The 19,511-nt window shown below is 63.8% G+C and carries 21 protein-coding genes; 16 read left to right on the top strand and 5 right to left on the bottom strand.

Annotated features, from left to right (window positions below; all coding sequences use genetic code 11):
• Window positions 1–492: 492 nt before the first annotated feature.
• Both BHE75_RS10095 and BHE75_RS10090 read right to left on the bottom strand, forming a co-directional pair.
• Window positions 493–1,689 carry a hypothetical protein gene (locus BHE75_RS10095; protein WP_139181697.1) on the bottom strand — a complete coding sequence of 399 codons (1,197 nt, stop codon included), beginning with the start codon at window positions 1,687–1,689 and terminating at the stop codon, window positions 493–495.
• A 345-nt stretch (window positions 1,690–2,034) separates the two neighbouring features.
• The gene (locus BHE75_RS10090; RefSeq protein ID WP_070933775.1) at window positions 2,035–2,748 is read right to left on the bottom strand and encodes a hypothetical protein; all 714 of its coding nucleotides are present in this window, start codon (window positions 2,746–2,748) and stop codon (window positions 2,035–2,037) included.
• An 87-nt stretch (window positions 2,749–2,835) separates the two neighbouring features.
• On the opposite strand from BHE75_RS10090, the gene BHE75_RS10085 reads away from it, so the two are divergent.
• The 3 genes from BHE75_RS10085 to BHE75_RS10075 are packed head-to-tail and all read left to right on the top strand — an operon-like array spanning window position 2,836 to window position 6,157.
• Window positions 2,836–4,026, top strand: coding sequence for a CBASS cGAMP synthase (locus tag BHE75_RS10085; protein ID WP_070933774.1), 1,191 nt, complete (start codon window positions 2,836–2,838; stop codon window positions 4,024–4,026).
• A 9-nt stretch (window positions 4,027–4,035) separates the two neighbouring features.
• Window positions 4,036–5,673, top strand: a complete 1,638-nt coding sequence (locus BHE75_RS10080; protein ID WP_084653093.1) for a ThiF family adenylyltransferase — start codon at window positions 4,036–4,038, stop codon at window positions 5,671–5,673.
• Window positions 5,663–6,157: a Mov34/MPN/PAD-1 family protein gene (locus tag BHE75_RS10075; protein ID WP_070933772.1), complete on the top strand. Its 495-nt coding sequence runs from the start codon at window positions 5,663–5,665 to the stop codon at window positions 6,155–6,157. The genes BHE75_RS10080 and BHE75_RS10075 overlap by 11 nt, the downstream gene beginning before the upstream one ends.
• 14 nt (window positions 6,158–6,171) lie before the next feature.
• Here BHE75_RS10075 and BHE75_RS24440 read toward each other — a convergent pair whose 3' ends face one another.
• Window positions 6,172–6,324, bottom strand: a complete 153-nt coding sequence (locus tag BHE75_RS24440; RefSeq protein ID WP_191225178.1) for a hypothetical protein — start codon at window positions 6,322–6,324, stop codon at window positions 6,172–6,174.
• A gap of 258 nt (window positions 6,325–6,582) precedes the next feature.
• Here BHE75_RS24440 and BHE75_RS10070 point away from each other — a divergent pair, with 258 nt between their 5' ends.
• From BHE75_RS10070 to BHE75_RS10010, 13 genes are all read left to right on the top strand, one after another.
• A complete protein-coding gene (locus tag BHE75_RS10070; RefSeq protein WP_070933771.1) occupies window positions 6,583–8,580 on the top strand; it encodes a conjugal transfer protein TraG in 1,998 nt (665 codons plus the stop codon).
• Window positions 8,581–8,597: 17 nt separating this feature from the next.
• Complete coding sequence (locus tag BHE75_RS10065) at window positions 8,598–9,035, top strand: CopG family transcriptional regulator (protein ID WP_070933770.1); 438 nt, start codon at window positions 8,598–8,600, stop codon at window positions 9,033–9,035.
• A 190-nt stretch (window positions 9,036–9,225) separates the two neighbouring features.
• Complete coding sequence (gene trbB, locus BHE75_RS10060; RefSeq protein ID WP_070933769.1) at window positions 9,226–10,200, top strand: P-type conjugative transfer ATPase TrbB; 975 nt, start codon at window positions 9,226–9,228, stop codon at window positions 10,198–10,200.
• Entirely contained in the window at window positions 10,197–10,529 is a 333-nt protein-coding gene (locus BHE75_RS10055; RefSeq protein ID WP_039577915.1) for a TrbC/VirB2 family protein, read from the top strand. The genes trbB and BHE75_RS10055 overlap by 4 nt, the downstream gene beginning before the upstream one ends.
• Window positions 10,529–10,801 carry a VirB3 family type IV secretion system protein gene (locus tag BHE75_RS10050; RefSeq protein WP_070933768.1) on the top strand — a complete coding sequence of 91 codons (273 nt, stop codon included), beginning with the start codon at window positions 10,529–10,531 and terminating at the stop codon, window positions 10,799–10,801. Before BHE75_RS10055 ends, BHE75_RS10050 begins: the two co-directional genes overlap by 1 nt.
• A gap of 15 nt (window positions 10,802–10,816) precedes the next feature.
• Window positions 10,817–13,267: a conjugal transfer protein TrbE gene (trbE, locus tag BHE75_RS10045; protein WP_070933767.1), complete on the top strand. Its 2,451-nt coding sequence runs from the start codon at window positions 10,817–10,819 to the stop codon at window positions 13,265–13,267.
• Complete coding sequence (trbJ, locus tag BHE75_RS10040; protein ID WP_070933766.1) at window positions 13,264–13,986, top strand: P-type conjugative transfer protein TrbJ; 723 nt, start codon at window positions 13,264–13,266, stop codon at window positions 13,984–13,986. The genes trbE and trbJ overlap by 4 nt, the downstream gene beginning before the upstream one ends.
• Window positions 13,987–14,016: 30 nt before the next feature.
• The gene (trbK-alt, locus tag BHE75_RS10035; protein ID WP_015460428.1) at window positions 14,017–14,271 is read left to right on the top strand and encodes a putative entry exclusion protein TrbK-alt; all 255 of its coding nucleotides are present in this window, start codon (window positions 14,017–14,019) and stop codon (window positions 14,269–14,271) included.
• A complete protein-coding gene (gene trbL, locus BHE75_RS10030) occupies window positions 14,264–15,649 on the top strand; it encodes a P-type conjugative transfer protein TrbL (protein WP_070933765.1) in 1,386 nt (461 codons plus the stop codon). The genes trbK-alt and trbL overlap by 8 nt, the downstream gene beginning before the upstream one ends.
• Before the next feature lie 6 nt (window positions 15,650–15,655).
• Entirely contained in the window at window positions 15,656–16,339 is a 684-nt protein-coding gene (gene trbF / locus BHE75_RS10025; RefSeq protein WP_070933764.1) for a conjugal transfer protein TrbF, read from the top strand.
• Window positions 16,336–17,376, top strand: coding sequence for a P-type conjugative transfer protein TrbG (gene trbG, locus BHE75_RS10020; RefSeq protein ID WP_438830585.1), 1,041 nt, complete (start codon window positions 16,336–16,338; stop codon window positions 17,374–17,376). The genes trbF and trbG overlap by 4 nt, the downstream gene beginning before the upstream one ends.
• Window positions 17,373–18,710, top strand: coding sequence for a TrbI/VirB10 family protein (locus BHE75_RS10015; RefSeq protein ID WP_084653088.1), 1,338 nt, complete (start codon window positions 17,373–17,375; stop codon window positions 18,708–18,710). The genes trbG and BHE75_RS10015 overlap by 4 nt, the downstream gene beginning before the upstream one ends.
• Complete coding sequence (locus BHE75_RS10010) at window positions 18,707–18,934, top strand: DUF2274 domain-containing protein (protein ID WP_015460423.1); 228 nt, start codon at window positions 18,707–18,709, stop codon at window positions 18,932–18,934. The genes BHE75_RS10015 and BHE75_RS10010 overlap by 4 nt, the downstream gene beginning before the upstream one ends.
• On the opposite strand, the gene BHE75_RS10005 is transcribed toward BHE75_RS10010, so the two are convergent.
• Together BHE75_RS10005 and BHE75_RS23235 are read right to left on the bottom strand one after the other, a co-directional pair.
• A complete protein-coding gene (locus BHE75_RS10005) occupies window positions 18,913–19,227 on the bottom strand; it encodes a type II toxin-antitoxin system RelE/ParE family toxin (RefSeq protein ID WP_015460422.1) in 315 nt (104 codons plus the stop codon). The two genes, BHE75_RS10010 and BHE75_RS10005, sit on opposite strands and share 22 nt — an antisense overlap.
• Window positions 19,224–19,490, bottom strand: a complete 267-nt coding sequence (locus tag BHE75_RS23235; RefSeq protein WP_015460421.1) for a ribbon-helix-helix domain-containing protein — start codon at window positions 19,488–19,490, stop codon at window positions 19,224–19,226. The genes BHE75_RS10005 and BHE75_RS23235 overlap by 4 nt, the downstream gene beginning before the upstream one ends.
• Window positions 19,491–19,511: the final 21 nt, after the last annotated feature.

Raw genomic sequence — 19,511 nt, 5'->3', positions numbered from 1 at the left:
CGAGCCGTCGGGGCCAAACGCCTCGCGCAGAATGGACAGCTTCTGTTCCACCGACCAACGGCGACGCCCGCCGACCACCGCGATCCGACTGCTCATACGATCACTCATNTGACCGGTCGTAAGAGCACTCGCCCCCGACGCTTCGATATCCTCGCTCATCACCGCTCCTCGCAAAAAGCGGCTATCAGCACTGCGGAGCAGCTTCCCGCAAGGCGGCCTTCAGAACACGGTTACCTTGTAACGAAACCCAAAGACTGAGGCGTTTCAGTGCATACGTCTGAGTCCGCTTCGACTGCGCTCTAAGCCAAAAGCATTTCGATGTCTGAATCGGCAGGATACGCCAACATAGCCGACGTTCGAGCCCACAGACTGCTTCCTTAGAAGCTGTCGTCCGTTCAGCGGGTCGGCCAACAACGCACAAGCCTCCTCTGATAGAGGCCACTGGGGAACGAAGAGGTATGAAGGGTCGCTCCTCCCGCGCCCACCACTGCGTCAGATATCCCGACCAGTCTCCCGCTTGAAAAGTTCTGCGTATGTGTGCGGCCGCTCCTGCATCGCTGATCCAAAAATCACCGCTTGCAGGCATCGAGCCACAATCAGCTCGAGGTCGCGCGTGGCGTCCTCTTCATATCTTTCATAGTAGCGGTGATAGTCGCTCGATTCATATACGTTCGGGGCGCCGCCGTGGATTACGCTGGCACGCAGCCCGAGCAGCACTTTTAGGCGCTGATAGTCATAAGCAGCGCCCATTACAGGGCCTACAGCCTCAATGACGCTCTGCGTCGCTTTTGCGGCGTCGCCGTAGATCGCGTCGAGAGCCCCGAACAGGGTTGGAAAACGCCGGGTCGGGTCCGGCACCCACGCACGATAGAAGTATTCGAGCGCTCGTATAGAGCGCCGATCGGCCTTTACCGGCGAAATGATTTTCTCAGCTAGAACAGCGAGCCAAGAATGGTCTTCACTCTCGATCAGCACATTTTCCGATAGTGCGGGTGTGTGAGGTTCACTGCTAACCATAGTCAGCGAACCGTCGAAAACGCAAAAACCCCCGAAGACCTTTCGCATCGTGAAGAGATACCGTTCATGACGATGCGGAAGAAGCGCGAGAGCACCTAGAATCGCAGCCCGATTGCGCCTCGCCACCTCTTTCGTTGGTCCCCATACACCGAGCCACGACGAAGGCGATTGATCGGTCCCATTTCTTCGAGCGAAGGGCGGGAAGCTTTCCGAGCGCACATCAGCGGCGGAATAGCCCGGCGGCAGTCTGTCCAATGTAAGGCCCGCCGGCTCTGCAAAGAAGAAAGTAGAGCAATCGAAACTTTGAGCGACGCTCACCACAACCAGCGGGAACACGAATAGCTGGCGGGGCTCGACGAATAGGTCAGAGGCATGGATCGCTTCGGCAAGACGCTTCTTCGTGCTCTCGGATACGAAGGCGGAGAAGGCCATGTCGCTCTTTCGCCCGCCACCCAGCAGGCAACCGTCCCAAGCTTCGTCGCCAATAATCCAGAAATTGCTGCTCATGAAATCGGTCAGTGCCTTTTCCACGTCGCCGACCGATAAGGATCGAAGGTGCGAAGCAGCATTGCGGCGCATGAAGAGCGCAGCCTGAAGCAAACCGCGCAGGTCATAGTTCACCTCAAAGCCGGCTCCAGAGAGGAAATGCGGCTTTCCCGGCTCCTTGTACATGAAGTTATGCCGGTGCCTATCGGGGCGACGTTGGCAGAACATGGCGGCCAGGAGCAGGTCAATTGCCCGCCGAGGATTCGAACTTGTCATAGTCACGTCTATACGAGATCGGAATGTAATGAGGCCACGCCCGCCGACAAAGCGGTCATTCGCAGTTCAAAACGCGGCCGTCCGAATCTGCCCTTCATTCACGGGGCCCTATCGGAAATTCTCGCCGATTGTCGGCATCGGCGAGCGATGGCGCGTTTGAAAACGAAGTGAGCGGGGCGGCACGCTGACTGGTCAAGCGGGTGATGAGAGACTATCGCGTCGCCGCATACAGATAGAGTTCAGGTGCCTCCTTTCCTATCGACCGCCTTCCTGGGCCACAGAGCGTGTAAATCTCAGGTCGGCGGCAGTGTTCATACCACGACGCCACATACGATCGCTCCACATGCGACCGCAAAGCGCATTGGGATCATCCCGGTCGCGAGTGACCCACACCGCTCCCCGGAACTTGGCATCGTCGCTTACGACATCGGTCTGGTTCACCTGCTCGAAAATATAGGCGAGAGCATGTCGACCGCGTTTGCCCCGAATGGGTTCAACGACGAGCGTTGTCGATTCCTGGATCGGTCCCGCACCTTGCGGATTCCAAAGCTCCATTTCGATGTCGAGCCAGGACTGGCTGATACGGGCGCGCATCTGAAACTTTCCCAGCGGCGGCAAGGCATCCTCCGACCCTGTTCGCATATCGATCAAGGCAGCATCTCCCTTCGCCGCTTTCAATAATGCGTCTATGCGATTCCAGTTCGTGTGTCCGATGACATCCCATTCTCCGTTGAGGTCGGGAAATATCCACTCGTTGAGCTTGGGGCACCAGCGCCAGATCACGCGCCAGAAGGGCGTGACGATCGCCAGCGTTATAATCAATTGCACGACCAGAATGGCCCAGGTCACTTTGGGCGTGATCCCGAGGCCGCTCAAGGCTGGGGTGATGGCATCCAGTCCGGCGAGGACGAGAACCGTCAGCCAGGCGACCGGAACGACCAAAAAAGTTGGAGGAAACATCTTGAACATAGCATGAACGCACCTACATCTATGGTTAAGGGAAGTTAGCATACACAATACCGGGGGCATAGGCCGTTCCGGGGAGGTAAAGAGCAAATGGGGTTTCTGGCCAAAGCGAGCGCACTTTTCGTCGGCCTTCGGGTTTCGGCAAGTTATCATCAGGCGCTGCAAGTCGCCGACTCGCGAAAGTCCAGCCTACTCGACGCGCGCCGCGACATCCGCAACGCGATCCGGGCGAGCGCGGCCCGCATTCAGATCGAGGACGTTTTCTGGGAGCCGGCTTATGCCGCTCGGTCGGCCCGGTCGCGACCGTCCATCATGCCGAAGTTCTTCACCCAGGGGTCTTTCGCCTACGATCTGTTGGTGGACCCGTGTCACAAGCCCCCGCAGCAGCTCGATCTCGACGACGGCATGTACGTCCGGGTGGATTATCTCGAAAATGGCCAGCCTGCGCTGGTCGCCAAGACATTGTTCGCGCTTGTTGAGGATGCCCTCCGACCGCTTTGCCGCGAACGGGGCTGGATTTTGGATACCAGCAAGCTGACATGCGTCCGGGTCCAACTCAGCCGCGAAAGCCATGTCGATATCCCGATCTATTCGGCTCCGCGCGAACTCGCGGAGTCGATCTCTTTTGGCGATGCGCAAATCCGGTCGGGCCAGTTCGCCAAGCGTGCGGGACGATTCTACGCCAAGTTGCCGTCCGATCAGATCATGCTCGCGCATCGCGACGGGACGTGGCAGCAATCCGATCCGCTCGAATTGCAGAAATGGGTGGAGGCATGCGTCGCCCGCTACGGTGAGGACTTTCGCCGCGCCTGTCGCTACTTCAAGGGCTGGCGGGACCATCGCTGGGAGCATTGTTGCCTGTCGTCAATCACGATCATGGCCGCCGTCGCGGAGGCTCTGGAGCAGCTTAACGGCACCCACCGCAACCTGGACGACGACCGCATCGCCTATGAGATCGCCCAGCGGCTCCCCGGCATCTTTCGCGGTGAACTCCTCAACCCTGCCTTTCCGGGCCAGCGCATCGTTCTGAATGACTGGGCCGATGATGACCGGACTACCGTCGTCAAGGCTGCGGAAGCGCTAGCAGCGGATATGCACAGCGCGCTCAAGGGGACGGCCAACGCCGATCTCGTTGTCCAGGCGCTGCGGCGTGCCTTTGGCGAGCGGATTCCCTATCGGCCAGATATGGTTGAAATCCTTCCGACAGTGGCGGCGACCGTCGCTGCCGAGGCGCCTGCCCTCGTGCCTGCCCCGAAGGTGACGAACTCGACGTCGGGCTAGGACTACATTTTGGCCGACCCGCTTTGGATCATTGATGCGACGCTCAAGCACAAGGGCTTCACGCTGGAGCGGCCGATGGCCACGTACCGCGGGCAGATTCTGGCGCATGGCAAACCGGCGACCGTCGAAATCGACATTCCGGATGTGCGTTTCGTAACCCCCCCGACCGTCCGGCTGGTCGATGGTTCGGCATTGCCAGTGCCGGAACTCGCGCATCTGATGACGGACGGCCATATCTGCTATGTTGGCGAAGGTGGCCTGCCGCTCGACCTCTACAATCCCGGCGGTTCTGTCCTGCGCGTGCTCGCCGAAACCTCTGCGACACTCGAACGGTCCTTCAGCGGGGGCGCGAAGATCGATTTCGAACAGGAACTCTCCGCCTATTGGAAAGGGTCAAGCCTCTATTGCGCGATCGCGCTCGTGAAAGTGCCTGCCATCGTGCAAGCCGAAATGATCCTTCTCGACGGAATCAGAACCCCCGTTCTTGTTGCCAAAGGGGCCTGGGCGCATCGTAAGCCGCGAAGCCGTGTGCCGGCGATCGTTTTGGCCTTTGCGGCCAAGTTGCAGCATACGATGACTTTCCCTCTCGGATCGCTCGCGGCCGTGCTCGACTATATCGCCGCCCAGCCCGATCCGCCGAATGGATGGCGCGAGGCGGTGTTGACGGCAACGGCATCCTCCCGCCCTGTCTTTCTGGCCGCGCCAAATGCCATCATCGGCTGGACGCCCCAATTCCCCCCCTCTCTCGAACTGATCCGATCGGCGAAGGCGGGTTTCCGCCCCGCATTTTTTCGCAAGATGGTGGACAAGCAGACCCAGGAAATTGGACTGGACAGGATGACAGGCACCGAAACAGATTTGCGCTTTTGCGTCGAACGCAACCTTGTCAGTGAACCCACCCTTATCGGCAAAAAAATCGCGGTTGTCGGTTGCGGTACGATCGGCAGCAATCTCGCCAAGATGCTGGTGCAAGCGGGCGCCGGCTGCGACCATCCCCTGTGGCTTTACGACACCGACCGGCTCTCGCCGGGCAATCTCGGCCGGCATTTGCTCGGCTTTTCGGATCTGGGAAAGCCCAAGGTGGATGCGGTCGCGGACTATCTTCGCGGTTTTCATCCCGATGTGCAGATCGAGCCAAAGGGGATCGACGCCTCACAGGATTGGGCCGCCCTCGAAACATGCGATCTCGTAATCGACGCCACCGGCGATCCCAATGTCGCCAGCGCGCTCAACGATCTCTGGCTCAAATCCGATCGAACGGGAGATCAGCTCGCTCTTTTGCATTGCTGGGTTTTCGGCAACGGTATCGCCGGCCAGACCTTTCTCAACCTCAAGGATGCCAATCTCGCCTGCTACCGATGTCTGCGCACCGGCTTTGATGGGCAGTGGCGTTACAGTCCGCTCAAGGATGCGAACTCGCCGCTGCGGATGGCGCCGGCGCGTTGTGGGGAAGCCGGCTACATCCCTTTTGCGGTGGACGCGCCGGTTGCCGCAGCCAGTCTGGCCCTGCGCGCCGCGCTCGATTGGGCCGGCGGAAAACCCGGCCTCCGTCTGCGAACCGTCGTCCTCAATCACGCCGAAGGTCGTGAGGCGATGAAATGGGTTTCCCCAACCCGTTTTGACCAGTGCGTGGCTTGTGGCGGATAGCGACAACAGCCCCCGATCCGCGATCCTGATCGCCCATACCGCTATAGAGCCGATCCTCGCCGACGCCGCGCGCTATGCGGGACGAAGCGAACGCGGGGGTATCTTCCTGGGTCTCCGTCGCGGTCCCCATCTCGAAATCAAGGAAGCCACGCTGCCCACACGATGGGACCGGGGCACGATGTTCGCGTTCCACCGGGCGGCAGCCGGGCATCGTGCCGTGGCGCTGCAACGCTGGAGCAAATCCGGGCGTGTCATGGATTGGGTCGGCGAATGGCATTCGCATCCCGAGCGCTTCCCGTCGCCGTCATCGATCGATCTGCGGAATTGGCAGCAGATCACAAAATCCCGCGGCGACCAGATGGCCTTTCTGATCGTCGGCTACGAAGGGCTGTGGCTCGGGCTATGCCGTCCAAATCGTCTCAAGCCGATCCGGTATGTCGAAGCGGAGCGGTCGGACGCCGGTATCGCCTTCCTGCCCCAATAGGCAGACCGCCAAACTCAATTCATATCCTCGTCCGCCTCGCCTGTGCGACGACGAAAGTCCATCAAGGCCCGCATTCGGCCCCAGGCGCTTCGACGTGTGGCAAGCGTGCGGCGCATACTGGCGAGGTTGTTCTCGCGATAGCGCCCGTCGATGCGGGCATCGTCCACGCACATCTCGCGAACGGGACCATATTGGTCGTGGGTTCGCGCTCTTCGACGAGATTCTGCAGGTGGATCGCCCAAGTATCAAGCGACCGCTTACCGCTACTTCACTCTCTAAAGGTGTCGTTCGGGATTGTCCGACATCTACGCCATTTCTTGTATTTGCACGCTATAATCGCCGTCCCTACGCTGGAGCCCCATAACCTCTTGTAAAAGCGCCATTTCGATCCCGACCTTTAGGCAATTTGCCGGAAAGGAAGGGTTATGTCGGCTACCAAGATATTGTGGGGCCAGATCCTCGCAGGTTTCGCGATCGTTCTCATGTCGGTCTGGGGCGCGACCCAGTGGACGGCCGCGGCGCTCGCACATCAACCGCAGCTAGGATCGCCCTGGTTCAACCTTGGCGACTGGCCGATCTATCCGCCGCCGGCCTTCTTCTGGTGGTGGTTCTCCTTCGACGCCTATGCGCCCGACATCTTCCTGCGCGGCGCCTATATCGCGGTTTCCGGTGGGTTTATCTCCATCGCCGTTGCTATCGGCATGTCGGTCTGGCGCGCGCGTGAACTGAAGAATGCCGAGACCTATGGATCGGCGCGCTGGGCGACCGAGAAGGAGGCGCGCGCCGCCGGCCTACTCGGCGATGATGGCGTGATCCTCGGAAAAATGGGAACCGACTATCTGCGCCACGACGGCCCGGAGCATGTGCTGTGCTTCGCACCGACCCGCTCCGGCAAAGGCGTCGGCCTCGTTGTTCCCAGTCTGCTGACCTGGCCCGGCAGCTGCATCGTCCACGACATCAAGGGCGAGAACTGGGGACTGACCGCAGGCTTCCGCAGCCGTTTCGGCAAGGTGCTGCTGTTCGACCCGACCAATGCGGCAAGCTCGGCCTACAATCCCTTGCTCGAAGTGCGCCGCGGCGAGTGGGAAGTCCGTGATGTTCAGAATATCGCCGACATATTGGTCGATCCCGAAGGGTCGCTCGAGAAACGCAACCACTGGGAAAAGACCAGCCACGCGCTGCTGGTGGGCGCCATTCTCCATGTGCTCTATGCCGAGTCCGACAAGACGCTGGCCGGTGTCGCCAACTTCCTCAGCGATCCGGGCCGCCCGATCGAGACCACGCTGCGGGCCATGATGCTAACCCCGCATCTGGGAGACGCGGGCGTCCACCCGGTCGTCGCCTCGGCGGCGCGGGAACTCCTCAACAAGAGCGAGAATGAACGGTCGGGGGTGCTCTCGACCGCCATGTCGTTCCTGGGTTTGTACCGCGATCCGGTCGTCGCGGCCGTCACCCGGCAATGCGACTGGAGGATTGCCGACCTCGTGAACGGGCCGCATCCAGTCTCGCTTTACCTGGTCGTCCCGCCTTCTGATATCAACCGCACCAAGCCGCTGGTCCGCCTCATCCTCAACCAGATCGGCCGCCGGCTGACGGAGGAACTGGCCTCGACCGCCAAGCGGCAACGCCTGCTGCTGATGCTGGATGAGTTTCCGGCATTGGGCAGGCTGGACTTCTTCGAGAGCGCACTGGCCTTCATGGCGGGCTACGGGATCAAATCCTTCTTGATCGCCCAGTCGCTCAATCAGATCGAGAAGGCCTATGGCGTCAATCACTCGATCCTGGATAACTGCCACGTCCGGGTTTCGTTTGCGACCAACGACGAGCGGACGGCCAAACGGGTCTCCGACGCCCTCGGCACCGCGACCGAAATGCGGGCGATGAAAAACTATGCGGGCCACAGGCTCAGCCCCTGGCTCGGCCATCTGATGGTGTCGCGATCCGAGACCGCCCGCCAGCTCCTCACGCCCGGAGAGATCATGCAGCTTCCGCCCGACGATGAGATCGTCATGGTGGCGGGCACGCCGCCGGTTCGGGCGAAGAAGGCGCGATATTTCACCGATCCCCGCCTCACACGCCGATTGCTGCCAGCGCCAAAACCCCGGCGCAGCCAACGGCCGCCACGTCCAGACGACTGGACGGGTATCGAACCGCCGCCGCAGCCGGACAGCCCGCCTCCCGGTCAATCCGGCGGAGCGGCCGCCACGCCTGAGAATGCCGACAGCGATGACGCCAATGCCAATATCCGCCGAGAGCCGGGGCTTCCCGACCATGAGGAAGTGGTGCGTGAGGCGCCGGCGCCCGTCAACGAGTTCGATTTCGATGAACCGGATACAGCCAGCGATGAGGCGACCACCCAGCGCCGGATGCACCGCATCGCCCGCATCGCAAGCCTCGATCCCGGCGACGGCATCGAACTTTGACAGGGAGAACCCAGACCATGCGCGTCAAACGCACCTATCGTCTGCCGCCCGATCTCGTCGATCAAATCGAGGACTATGCCGCCCGCAAGCGCGTGCCGCAGACGCACATCATCGAGGCCGCACTTCTCTCGTTCCTGTCTCCAGACGGGCCTGAGCGCCTGGAGGCGGCGCTGGCGCGGCGCCTCGATCGCCTGTCGCGGCAACTGGAGCGAGCCGAGCAGAACATCACCATCTCCAATGAGGCGATCGCCTTGTTCGTTCGCTTCTGGCTCACCACAACCCCGCCCTTGCCCGACACCGGGCAGGCGGCCGCGAAGGCCAGCGGCAATGAACGCTATAAGGCCTTCATCGAAGCGCTTGGCCGTCGGGTCGAGAAGGGGTCGAGTCTCGCTCGTGAGATCACGCAGGACGTTGATTCACAGGCGAGCCGTCCCGTTACCGGGTTTGAGGACTGAATAAGTCCTACGCCCGGCTTTCTATTCCTTCGACGCCCTACGCTAAACGCAAATAGTTGTTGCGATAGCGTTTTTTCTGTCTCTTCTAACTGTCCCCATGCCCACGCGCGGCTCGCGCCAAGGCGCAATCAGGGGACGGTCATTGGCAAGCTACAGCCTTAAATCGGAGAGTTCGGCACGCGGTGCGCGGATGCTTCGCACGGCGCTGGGCGCTTCGATCGCGGGCTGGCTGGCGGACCCGAAGACCGTCGAGGTCATGCTGAACCCCGATGGCCGGTTATGGCTCGACCGGCTGGGCGAAGGCCTATCCGATACCGGCGAACGGCTTTCACCGGCTGACGGTGAGCGGATCATTCGGCTGGTCGCCCATCATGTCGGCGCCGAGGTTCATGCAGGGAGCCCGCGCGTCTCGGCCGAGCTGCCGGATAGCGGGGAGCGGTTCGAGGGGCTGTTGCCGCCTGTCGTCGCAGCGCCGGCCTTCGCGATCCGCAAGCCCGCCGTGGCTGTCTTCACCCTCGATGATTATGTCGCCGACGGGATCATGACGCGGTTGCAGGTGTCGGCGCTGCAAATCGCGGTCGCCGACAAGGCCAATATCCTGGTCGCCGGCGGCACCGGCACCGGCAAGACCACGCTGACGAACGCGCTGCTGGCCGAGATCGCCAAAACCGGCGACCGGGTCGTTCTGATCGAAGACACCCGCGAGCTTCAGTGCAGCGCTCCCAATCTGGTGGCGATGCGGACCAAGGACGGCGTTGCCAGCCTGTCGGATCTCGTTCGTTCCTCTTTGCGCCTGCGCCCGGACCGGATTCCGATCGGCGAGGTGCGCGGCGCCGAGGCGCTCGATCTCCTCAAGGCCTGGGGCACGGGCCATCCCGGCGGCGTCGGCACGATCCACGCCGGCAGCGCGATCGGCGCGCTACGCCGCATGGAGCAGCTCATCCAGGAAGCGGTGGTGACGGTGCCGCGCGCGCTGATCGCGGAGACCATCGATCTCGTCGCGGTCCTTGTGCGCGATGGCCACGGTCGTCGGCTGTCCGAACTCGCCCGCGTCGATGGGCTCAATGCCGCCGGCGAATATGCGCTGCGCCAGCTCCCCGGCCCGCTCGAGCCCGTCCGCCGGGCGGAAGACGTCCCCATCCATCAGACAGGAGAACTCGGATGACCAACGCACTTTCCCGTTTCCGCAGCACCGCCAACACGGCGATGATCGGCCTCGTGGTCGCGCTCGCCATGTCGAGCGCGGCCAGGGCGTCGGGCTCCTCGATGCCCTGGGAAGCGCCGCTCCAGTCGATTCTTCAGTCGATCGAAGGGCCGGTCGCCAAGATCGTGGCGGTCATCATCATCATTGTGACCGGCCTGACCCTGGCGTTCGGCGACACCAATGGCGGGTTCCGGCGGCTGATCCAGATCGTGTTCGGTCTTTCGATCGCGTTTGCCGCCAGTTCCTTCTTCCTCTCCTTCTTCAGCTTCGGCGGCGGGGCCGTCATCTGATGTTGGGCGGCGGAGATGAGGTCGCGGGCTTCTACGCCCCCGTCCACCGGGCGCTGACCGAGCCCATCCTGCTCGGCGGCGCCCCGCGCACGCTCGCCATCGCCAATGGCACGCTGGCGGCCGCGATCGGTCTCGGCCTCCAGTTGTGGATCGCCGGCGGCGTGTTCTGGCTGGTCGGCCATCTTGCCGCTGTCTGGGCCGCGCGCCGTGACGCGCAGTTCGCCGACGTCGCCCGCCGTCATCTCCGATACCCCGCTTACTTGCGCGTCTGACGAGGAGCACTGCCCATGATGAACCTCGCCGAATATCGCAGCCGCGCCGCCTGGCTCAGCGACTTCCTACCCTGGGCCGCGCTGATTGCCGAAGGCGTCGTCCTCAACAAGGACGGCTCGTTCCAGCGCACCGCGCGGTTTCGTGGCCCCGATCTCGATTCCGCCACTCCCTCTGAATTGGTGGGCGTTACCCACCGGCTCAACAATGCACTCCGGCGCCTGGGATCGGGATGGTCGATCTTCGTCGAAGCCCAGCGCATCCCGTCCGACGATTATCCCGTTTCGGACTTCCCCGACCCGGTCTCGTCGCTGGTCGACGAGGAACGCCGCGCCCAGTTCGTCGACGCGGGCGCGCATTTCGAGAGCCGCTATTATCTCACGCTGCTCTGGATGCCGCCCGCCGAGGACGCGGCCCGCGCCGAAAGCTGGCTCTACGAAGGCAAGGCCAAAGACGGGGTCGATCCCTGGGAACTGGTCAAGAGCTTCACGGATCGCTGCGCCCAGCTTCTCAATCTGATCGACGGGTTCGTGCCCGAATCCGCCTGGCTCGATGATGCGGAGACTCTGACCTATCTCCACTCGACGATCTCGACCCGGCGCCAGCGGGTCCGCGTGCCCGAAACCCCGATGTATCTCGATACGCTGCTGGCCGATGAGCCGCTGACCGGCGGTCTCGAGCCCCGGCTGGGCCGGCATCATCTGCGCGTCCTCACCGTGATCGGATTTCCGACAATGACCTGGCCGGGCATTCTCGATGAGCTGAACCGGCTCGCCTTTCCCTATCGCTGGTCCACCCGCGCCATCATGCTCGATAAGGGCGACGCGACAAAGCTGCTGTCGAAGATCCGGCGGCAATGGTTCGCCAAGCGCAAATCCATCGCCGCGATCGTCAAGGAAGTGATGACCAATGAGGCGTCGGTCCTGATGGACAGCGATGCGTCGAACAAGGCGGCCGACGCCGACGCGGCGCTACAAGAGCTGGGCGCCGACGATGTCGGTCAGGCTTATGTGACCGCGACCGTCACCATATGGGACGAAGACCCCGGCATCGCCGCTGAGAAATTGCGGCTGGTCGAGAAGATCATCCAGAGCCGCGACTTCACCTGCATCCCCGAAAGCATGAACGCGATCGAGGCCTGGCTCGGCTCGTTGCCCGGCCATGTCTATGCCAATGTCCGGCAGCCCCCGCTCTCGACGATGAACCTCGCCCACATGATACCGCTCTCGGCGATCTGGGCGGGACAATCGCGCGACGAGCATTTCAAGGCGCCGCCGCTGCTGTTCGCCAGGACCGAGGGTAGCACGCCCTTTCGCCTGTCGCTGCATGTCGGCGATGTCGGGCACACGCTTGTCGTCGGCCCGACCGGCGCGGGCAAATCCGTGCTGCTCGCCACCATGGCGCTTCAGTTCCGGCGCTATGCCGGCAGCCAGATCTTCGCCTTCGACTTCGGTGGCAGCATACGCGCCGCCGCGCTCGGCATGGGCGGCGACTGGCAGGATCTGGGCGGCAGCCTGTTCGCGAGCGAGGCCGGGAAGGAAGAGGACAGCAGTGTCCTGTTGCAGCCGCTGGCGCGGATCGACGATGCGGCCGAGCGCGCCTGGGCCGCCGAATGGCTCGCAGGCATATTCGAATCCGAAGGCGCGACCGTCGATCCGCAGGCCAAGGACCATATCTGGTCGGCCCTGACCTCGCTCGCCAGCGCTCTGCCCGGTGAGCGAACGCTCACCGGGCTCGCCGTGCTACTCCAGTCGCAGGAGCTGAAGCAGGCGCTTGCGCCATGGTGCCTCGGCGGCGCCTGGGGGCGGCTGCTGGATGCCGAACAGGAACGGCTCGGCACCGCCTCGGTGCAGGCGTTCGAGACCGAAGGGCTGATGGACAGCGGCGCGGCGCCCGCCGTTTTGTCCTACCTCTTCCATCGCATCGCCGGGCGGCTCGATGGGAGCCCCACGCTCATCATCATCGACGAAGGCTGGCTGGCGCTGAACTCGCCCGCCTTCGCCCGCCAGCTCTCCACATGGCTGGTGACGCTCCGCAAGAAGAACGCCAGCGTCATCTTCGCCACCCAGTCGCTTGCCCAGATCGAGAACAGCAGCGTCGCGCCCGCGATCATCGAAAGCTGCAAGACCCGCATCCTGCTCCCAAACGAACGCGCGCTCGAGCCGCAGATCGCTCGCATCTACCGGGCCTTCGGTCTTAATGACCGGCAGACCGAAATCCTGGCCCGTTCGACGCCCAAGCGGGATTATTACTGCCAGTCCCCACGCGGCAACCGGCTGTTCGAGCTGGGTCTCGGCGATGTCGCGCTCGCTTTCGCGGCCGCCTCTTCCAAGACCGACCAGATCACCATCGGCGAACTGATGGACGCCCATGGACAGCATGGCTTCGCCGACGCCTGGCTGCGCCATCGCGGTCTGAACTGGGCCGCCGACCTTCTGCCCGCTTTCACAGAGGAGAACCCGCTATGACCCGTCCTGTCCTTCGTCGCAGCCTGATCGCCGGCATCGCCGTACTCAGCCTCACCGCCGTCTCAGCGCCTGCCAGCGCGCAGCTCGGCTTCGGCGGGATCGTCTATGACCCGACCAACTATGCGCAGAATGTGCTGACGGCGGCGCGCTCGCTCCAGCAGATCAACAATCAGATACAGCAGATCCAGCAGCAGGCGACGTCGCTCATCAACGAGGCCCGCAACCTCGCTTCGCTGCCGTTCAGCAGCCTGGGCGAGCTTCAGGCGCAGGTTCAGCAGACCCGCCAATTGCTGAGCGAGGCGCAGCGCATCGCCTATGATGTGAAGACGATCGAGGATGCGTTCACCGCGCGCTATCGTAATGTCGATATGAGCGCGTCCGACGCGACCCTGATCGCAAACGCCCGCGAGCGCTGGCGGGACAGCGTCGGCAGCTTCGAGGATGCGCTGCGCGTCCAGGCGGGTGTGGTCGGCAATATCGAAGGCTCGCAGACGGCGATGGCGGACATCGTCGGCGCCAGCCAGTCGGCGACCGGCGCGCTTCAGGCGGCCCAGGCCGGCAACCAGCTTCTTGCCCTGCAATCGCGTCAGATCGCCGATCTCACCGCGCTTCTCGCCGCGCAGGGCCGCGCCCAGGCGCTCGAATCCGCGCGCAACGCCGCCACCGAAGAGCAGGGCCGCGAGCATTTTCGCCGTTTCATGCGCCGCAGCGGCCAGTGACCGGGCGATAATCGACAAGGGGAAACGCACATGAGCCGCAGCGCCAGGATCGCCGGAGTCGCGCTTGCCGGAGGCCTGTTGATGGCGACCGCTATCGCCATAGCGGTGGACGAGCGCAAACCTGCCGCGCCTCTGCCATCGCCCACAGATCTCGCGCCGTACGATCCCTTGCGCGACGAGCTTGCCCGTTGCCGCACGCTCACCATGCCGGATTCCGGCTGTGACGCGGCCTGGGAGGAGCACCGCCGCCGCTTCCTCGGACGCGAGGGTGACCGCCATGAATGATACCGGCGTCATCAACACCTTCCTCGATACCTTCAACAATTACATCGACAGCGGCTTCGGGCTGCTCGGCGGCGAGGTCGCGTTCCTCTCGACCACGCTGATCGTCATCGACATCACGCTCGCCGGTCTGTTCTGGGCCTGGGGCGCCGATGAGGACGTAATGCACCGGCTGGTGAAGAAGGTGCTTTATGTCGGCTTCTTCGCCTTCGTCATCGGCAACTTCTCCGCGCTCGCCGGCATCGTCTTCGAGAGCTTCGCCGGGCTGGGCCTGAAGGCGAGCGGGTCGGCGATCAGCCTTGCCGACTTCATGAAGCCGGGCAGCGTCGCGGCCGCCGGATTCAATGCTGGCGAACCGCTGCTCGATGCCGCCGGAGAACTGACGGGTCCGGTCGGCCTGTTCACCAACTTTGTCCAGATCGCGATCCTGTTGATCGCCTGGGTCATCATCCTCATCGCCTTCTTCATCATCAGTGTGCAGCTCTTCGTGACGCTGATCGAGTTCAAGCTGACGACGCTGGCCGGTTTCGTTCTGCTCCCCTTCGCACTGTTCAACAAGACAGCCTTCCTCGCGGAAAAAGTGCTCGGCAATGTCGTCGCCTCCGGCATCAAGGTGCTGGTGCTCGCTGTCATTGTAGGCATCGGCACGGGCCTCTTCGCGCAGTTCGAAAGCGCTTTCGGGGAGATGCCGACCGCCGAACAGGCGATGTCGGTGGCGCTGGCCGCTCTGGCCCTGCTCGGTCTTTCCATCTTCGGTCCCGGCATCGCGACCGGGCTCGTGTCGGGCGCGCCCCAGCTTGGCGCCGGCGCCGCCGTCGGCACCGCACTCGCCGTAAGCGGAATGGCGGTTGGCGGGGCGATGGGCGCACGCATGGCCGCGGGCGGCGCCGCGTCCGCCATCGGCGGCGGCATGAAGGCGGGAGCGGCGGCTGCGCGCGGCGGATCGTTCGCCGCGGGCGCCGCCGCCAGCAGCTACAGCCTTGGATCACTCGGCAAGAGCGGGGCCGGCGCCGTTGCGGACGGTCTCTCCGCGGTTGGACAGAGCGCCGCCAGCGGCGCCGCCAGGGCAGCCATCGACCCCATCAGGAACGCCGCCGCCAAGGCCGGTCAATCCATGAAATCCAATTTCCGCTCCGGCGCACGCGCCGGCTTCTCGGCCTCGGGCGGAACGATATCGGGCGGGTCTGGCGGTTCGGGCGGTGCCTCGGTCGCATCCACATCTGCCCCCGCAACGTCAGGCGGAGGGGCGCCGCCTGCCTGGGCGAAGGCGATGAAGCGTCAGCAGGCGATGCAACGCGGCGTCACCTCGGTCTCGCATGCGGTCCGCTCGGGCGATCGCGGCGGCGGCGGCATGTCGCCCGACATCAAGCAAAAGGATTGACTGCTCATGTTCAAGCGACCCTCCATTCGATACGGCAAAGCCGCTGAGCCGGAAACGCCTTACCAGCGCGCGGCGCAGGTCTGGGATGAGCGTATCGGTTCTGCCCGTGTCCAGGCCCGCAACTGGCGGCTTGCCGCCTTCGGCTGTCTCGCACTGTCCGCCGGTCTTGCCGGCGGTCTCGTCTGGCAGGGCGCACGGGGCACGATCACGCCCTGGATCGTCGAGGTCGACAAGCTCGGGCAAGCCCAGACGGTCGCACCCGCCAATGCCGACTATCGGCCGAGCGATCCGCAGCTCGCGTTTCATCTGGCGCGGTTCATCGAACAGGTCCGCAGCATTCCCGCTGACCCGGTGATCGTGCGCGAGAACTGGCTGCGCGCCTATGACTTCACGACCGATCGCGGCGCCATGGCGCTCNATGATTATGCGCGGTCGAACGATCCGTTCGCCAATATCGGCCGGGTTCAGATCGCCACCGAGATCTCCAGCGTCATCCGCGCATCACCCGACAGTTTCCGGGTCGCCTGGATCGAGCGCCGCTATTCCGACGGCAGTCTTGCCGCCACCGAACGGTGGTCCGCCATTCTCACCATCACCGTGCAGCCGCCGCGCGATCCCGAGCGCCTCAGGAAGAATCCGCTCGGCATCTACGTCAACGCCATCAACTGGTCGAAGGAGCTTGGCCAATGACCATGTCCGCATTCCCTCCGCGTCAGAGGTCATCGCGTATCACCGTGCTTCCGGCTTTGCTGATTTCCGTATCGACGCTTTCGGCCTGCGCCACCAGTGCCGCCAGACCACCCGCCATCCGCTATGACGACGCGCCCGCTATCGCCGCTGTCCAGGCCTTGCCAGCGCCTGCGCCTGTCGAGATCGTCACGGTGCCGGAGCCTCTGCCGCTTCCGGGCCAGTTGAAGCCGCTTGAAGACAGGACGACGCCGCCCGAGCCGGTCGACCCGTCGGCGCGCGTAAACGAGGCCAATGCGGCCGCGCGGATGCAGCCTGTGCGCGATGGCTTCATCAATGCGATCCAGGTCTACCCCTGGTCGGAAGGGGCGCTCTATCAGGTCTATGCCGCGCCCGGACAAGTGACGGATATCGCCCTTCAGGAAGGCGAACAGCTTGTCGGACCTGGGCCGGTCGCCGCTGGCGACACGGTGCGCTGGATCATCGGCGATACGGTGAGCGGCACCGGGCCTTCGGCGCGGGTCCACATCCTCGCGAAGCCGACGCGGCCCGATCTTTCCACGAATCTCGTGATCAACACCGACCGTCGAACCTACCATATCGAACTGCGTGCTACGCGCGCGACATGGATGGCCTCGGTCTCATGGACCTATCCGCAGGACCAGCTGATCGCGCTGCGCGGCCAGAACGCGGCAGCAGCCGGAGCAACGCCCATCGCCACTGGTGTCGACGTCGCCCGGCTCAACTTCCGCTACCGCATCGAGGGTGACGAAGCGCCCTGGCGGCCGCTGCGCGCATTCGATGACGGCGCGCAGGTATTCATCGAGTTTCCCGCCGGCATCGCGCAAGGCGAAATGCCGCCCCTCTTCGTGATCGGCCCCGAAGGCGGCGGCGAGCTGGTCAATTACCGTGTCGCCGAACGCCATATCGTCGTCGATCGCCTGTTCGCCGCCGCTGAACTGCGTCTGGGCGGCGAGCGTCAGCAAGTCGTCCGCGTCGTGCGCGATGACGGGACCCGCCAGCGCAGGAGCCGGCGATGACCGGTGATCGCGATCCCCGTTCCGAGGGTGAAGGGCCGGAAAGGGAAGATGGGGCTGGCGCCGCGGTGTTGGCCGAGGGGTCAGGAGACGAAAAGCCGGAACTCCAGGTGGAGGACGAGCACCACCTCGACGGGCCGCCGCTGGCTGATCCGGCCGGGTTCAGGCTGCGGGGCGATCCGCCGCGCGTCATGCGCCTCTCACGCAAGGCCATGGCGACGCTCGGTGCGGTCGGCGCGCTGGCGGTGGGCGGTGCGCTCACCTTCGCGCTGCAAAGCCGGGACAAGGCCGCGCCGGAAGAACTCTATAATACCGATAGCCGCGCCGTAACCGAGCAGGTGGCCACCGCCCCGCGCGACTATAGCCAGTTGCCGGCTGGCGTACCCCCACTCGGCGAACCGCTCCCAGGCGACCTCGGCGGTCCGATCCTCGCCGCCCAGCAGGAAGGCGGCGCCGTCGATCCCACGGCGGCGCCTCCCGTGGGCGCACAGGCAATGACGCCGGAGGAGCTGGCGGCGCAGCGTGCGGCGCAGGAACGCGAGGCAGCTCTTGCGAGCCGGCTGTTCCTCGGCGGTCAGGGGGGAACCGCAGCGTCAGGTCCTGTCACGCCCACCCCATCGCCCAGCCTGGATCTGGCGGCGCTCGGCGCCGCCTCGCCTGCCGCGCCAGAGCCCGCGGACGGTCCGAACATGCAACGGGCGAAGCGCGAGTTTGTGGAGCGCTCGCCCGAGAACCGCACCGTCAACAGCGGTCAATTGACAGCACCCGTCTCGCCCCATGTCGTGCAGGCGGGCAGCGTCATCGCGGCCGCGCTCATTACCGGCATCAGTTCCGATCTACCGGGCCAGGTCACGGCGCAGGTGACGCAAAGCGTCTATGACAGTCCGACAGGCCGCACCTTGCTCATCCCCCAAGGTTCGCGCCTGATCGGCGACTATGACGCAGACGTCGCCTTCGGACAACGCCGCGTGCTGCTGGTCTGGAACCGGCTGATCCTGCCCGATGGCCGCTCGATCATCCTCGATCGCCAGCCCGCGGGCGACCCCGCCGGTTATGCCGGGCTCGAGGACCGGGTCGATGAACATTGGGGCGGCATCCTGCGCGCAGCGGGTCTTTCGACCCTGCTCAGCATCGGGGCTGAGCTTGGCACGGATTCCGATGACGATATCGCCCGCGCCATTCGTGACGGCGGGCAGAATACGATCAATCAGGCGGGTCAGGACATCGTTCGCCGCCAACTCAATATCCAGCCCACGCTGACCGTGCGGCCCGGCCATCCGGTACGCGTGCTGGTGAGTCGCGATTTGATATTGGCGCCCTGGAGACAGACACGATGACCAAACTCAAACTCGGCGATCTCGCGGAAAGCAAACCGGTCCGCCTCACTATCGAGCTGCCGGCCTCGGTCCACTCCGACCTTGAAGCCTATGGCCGCGTGCTTGCCGGTGACGGCGCCCAGCCTGTTCCGCCCGCGCGGCTTATCGCCCCAATGCTGGAGCGGTTCATGGCGACGGACCGGGGATTTGCGAAGGCGCGTCGTCAGGCGCCGAAGTCGTCTTGAAATCGCTCGATCTGGTGCATCCGCTCATGCAGTACGGTCACGATGCCCACCGTGCCATCCTCGAGCAATTTCCAGTAGATCACGTGGCGCTCATAACGGCATACGAAACCGTCGACGCCAAATTCCGCGGGGATCGGTCGCCACGGGAAGCGGCGTTCAGCGATCGCCGTGAACCGGTCAAAGAGGCCGCGGATGTAGCTGTCCGCCTGCGCCTCTCCCCAAGCGTCGAGCGTGTGGAGATAAATCTCATCCAACCGATGCCCGGCGGCCGATTGGACCCTGAACTTGCTCATTTTTGAGCGCGACGCGCATTTCGACGAATAACGTCTTCGGCATCAAGGGTTTCGTAGCTGCTGTCGGGCGCAGCAAAGGCCCGGGTCAGTTCGGCTTTGAGCCGCTGGAATGACTCGTCTTCGCGACGCGACTTATCTTGTCGGATGAGGTCACGAACATACTCGCTCACATTCTCGTAGGCGCCATTCTCTCCGATATTTGCCGCGACGAAATCGCTGAGCGAGCCGGAAACGCGAACATTCAGGGTCATGGGTTTGGGCATCGCGGCCTCCTTTCCTTGTCC

The sequence above is a fragment of the Edaphosphingomonas haloaromaticamans genome, assembly GCF_001853345.1.
In the GTDB taxonomy this organism is placed as follows: domain Bacteria; phylum Pseudomonadota; class Alphaproteobacteria; order Sphingomonadales; family Sphingomonadaceae; genus Sphingomonas_E; species Sphingomonas_E fennica.
Note: the sequence above shows the minus strand (reverse complement) of the source record. Positions and strands in the feature narration are given on the sequence as shown.

What these genes read in the sequence shown, in the direction of transcription:
- BHE75_RS10095 (WP_139181697.1), bottom strand. Translation starts at nt 1,689, where the DNA reads ATGTACAAGGAGCCGGGAAAGCCGCATTTCCTCTCTGGAGCCGGCTTT.
- BHE75_RS10090 (WP_070933775.1), bottom strand. Translation starts at nt 2,748, where the DNA reads ATGTTCAAGATGTTTCCTCCAACTTTTTTGGTCGTTCCGGTCGCCTGG.
- BHE75_RS10085 (WP_070933774.1), top strand. Translation starts at nt 2,836, where the DNA reads ATGGGGTTTCTGGCCAAAGCGAGCGCACTTTTCGTCGGCCTTCGGGTT.
- BHE75_RS10070 (WP_070933771.1), top strand. Translation starts at nt 6,583, where the DNA reads ATGTCGGCTACCAAGATATTGTGGGGCCAGATCCTCGCAGGTTTCGCG.
- BHE75_RS10065 (WP_070933770.1), top strand. Translation starts at nt 8,598, where the DNA reads ATGCGCGTCAAACGCACCTATCGTCTGCCGCCCGATCTCGTCGATCAA.
- trbB (WP_070933769.1), top strand. Translation starts at nt 9,226, where the DNA reads ATGCTTCGCACGGCGCTGGGCGCTTCGATCGCGGGCTGGCTGGCGGAC.
- BHE75_RS10055 (WP_039577915.1), top strand. Translation starts at nt 10,197, where the DNA reads ATGACCAACGCACTTTCCCGTTTCCGCAGCACCGCCAACACGGCGATG.
- BHE75_RS10050 (WP_070933768.1), top strand. Translation starts at nt 10,529, where the DNA reads ATGTTGGGCGGCGGAGATGAGGTCGCGGGCTTCTACGCCCCCGTCCAC.
- trbE (WP_070933767.1), top strand. Translation starts at nt 10,817, where the DNA reads ATGATGAACCTCGCCGAATATCGCAGCCGCGCCGCCTGGCTCAGCGAC.
- trbJ (WP_070933766.1), top strand. Translation starts at nt 13,264, where the DNA reads ATGACCCGTCCTGTCCTTCGTCGCAGCCTGATCGCCGGCATCGCCGTA.
- trbK-alt (WP_015460428.1), top strand. Translation starts at nt 14,017, where the DNA reads ATGAGCCGCAGCGCCAGGATCGCCGGAGTCGCGCTTGCCGGAGGCCTG.
- trbL (WP_070933765.1), top strand. Translation starts at nt 14,264, where the DNA reads ATGAATGATACCGGCGTCATCAACACCTTCCTCGATACCTTCAACAAT.
- trbG (WP_438830585.1), top strand. Translation starts at nt 16,336, where the DNA reads ATGACCATGTCCGCATTCCCTCCGCGTCAGAGGTCATCGCGTATCACC.
- BHE75_RS10015 (WP_084653088.1), top strand. Translation starts at nt 17,373, where the DNA reads ATGACCGGTGATCGCGATCCCCGTTCCGAGGGTGAAGGGCCGGAAAGG.
- BHE75_RS10010 (WP_015460423.1), top strand. Translation starts at nt 18,707, where the DNA reads ATGACCAAACTCAAACTCGGCGATCTCGCGGAAAGCAAACCGGTCCGC.
- BHE75_RS10005 (WP_015460422.1), bottom strand. Translation starts at nt 19,227, where the DNA reads ATGAGCAAGTTCAGGGTCCAATCGGCCGCCGGGCATCGGTTGGATGAG.
- BHE75_RS23235 (WP_015460421.1), bottom strand. Translation starts at nt 19,490, where the DNA reads ATGCCCAAACCCATGACCCTGAATGTTCGCGTTTCCGGCTCGCTCAGC.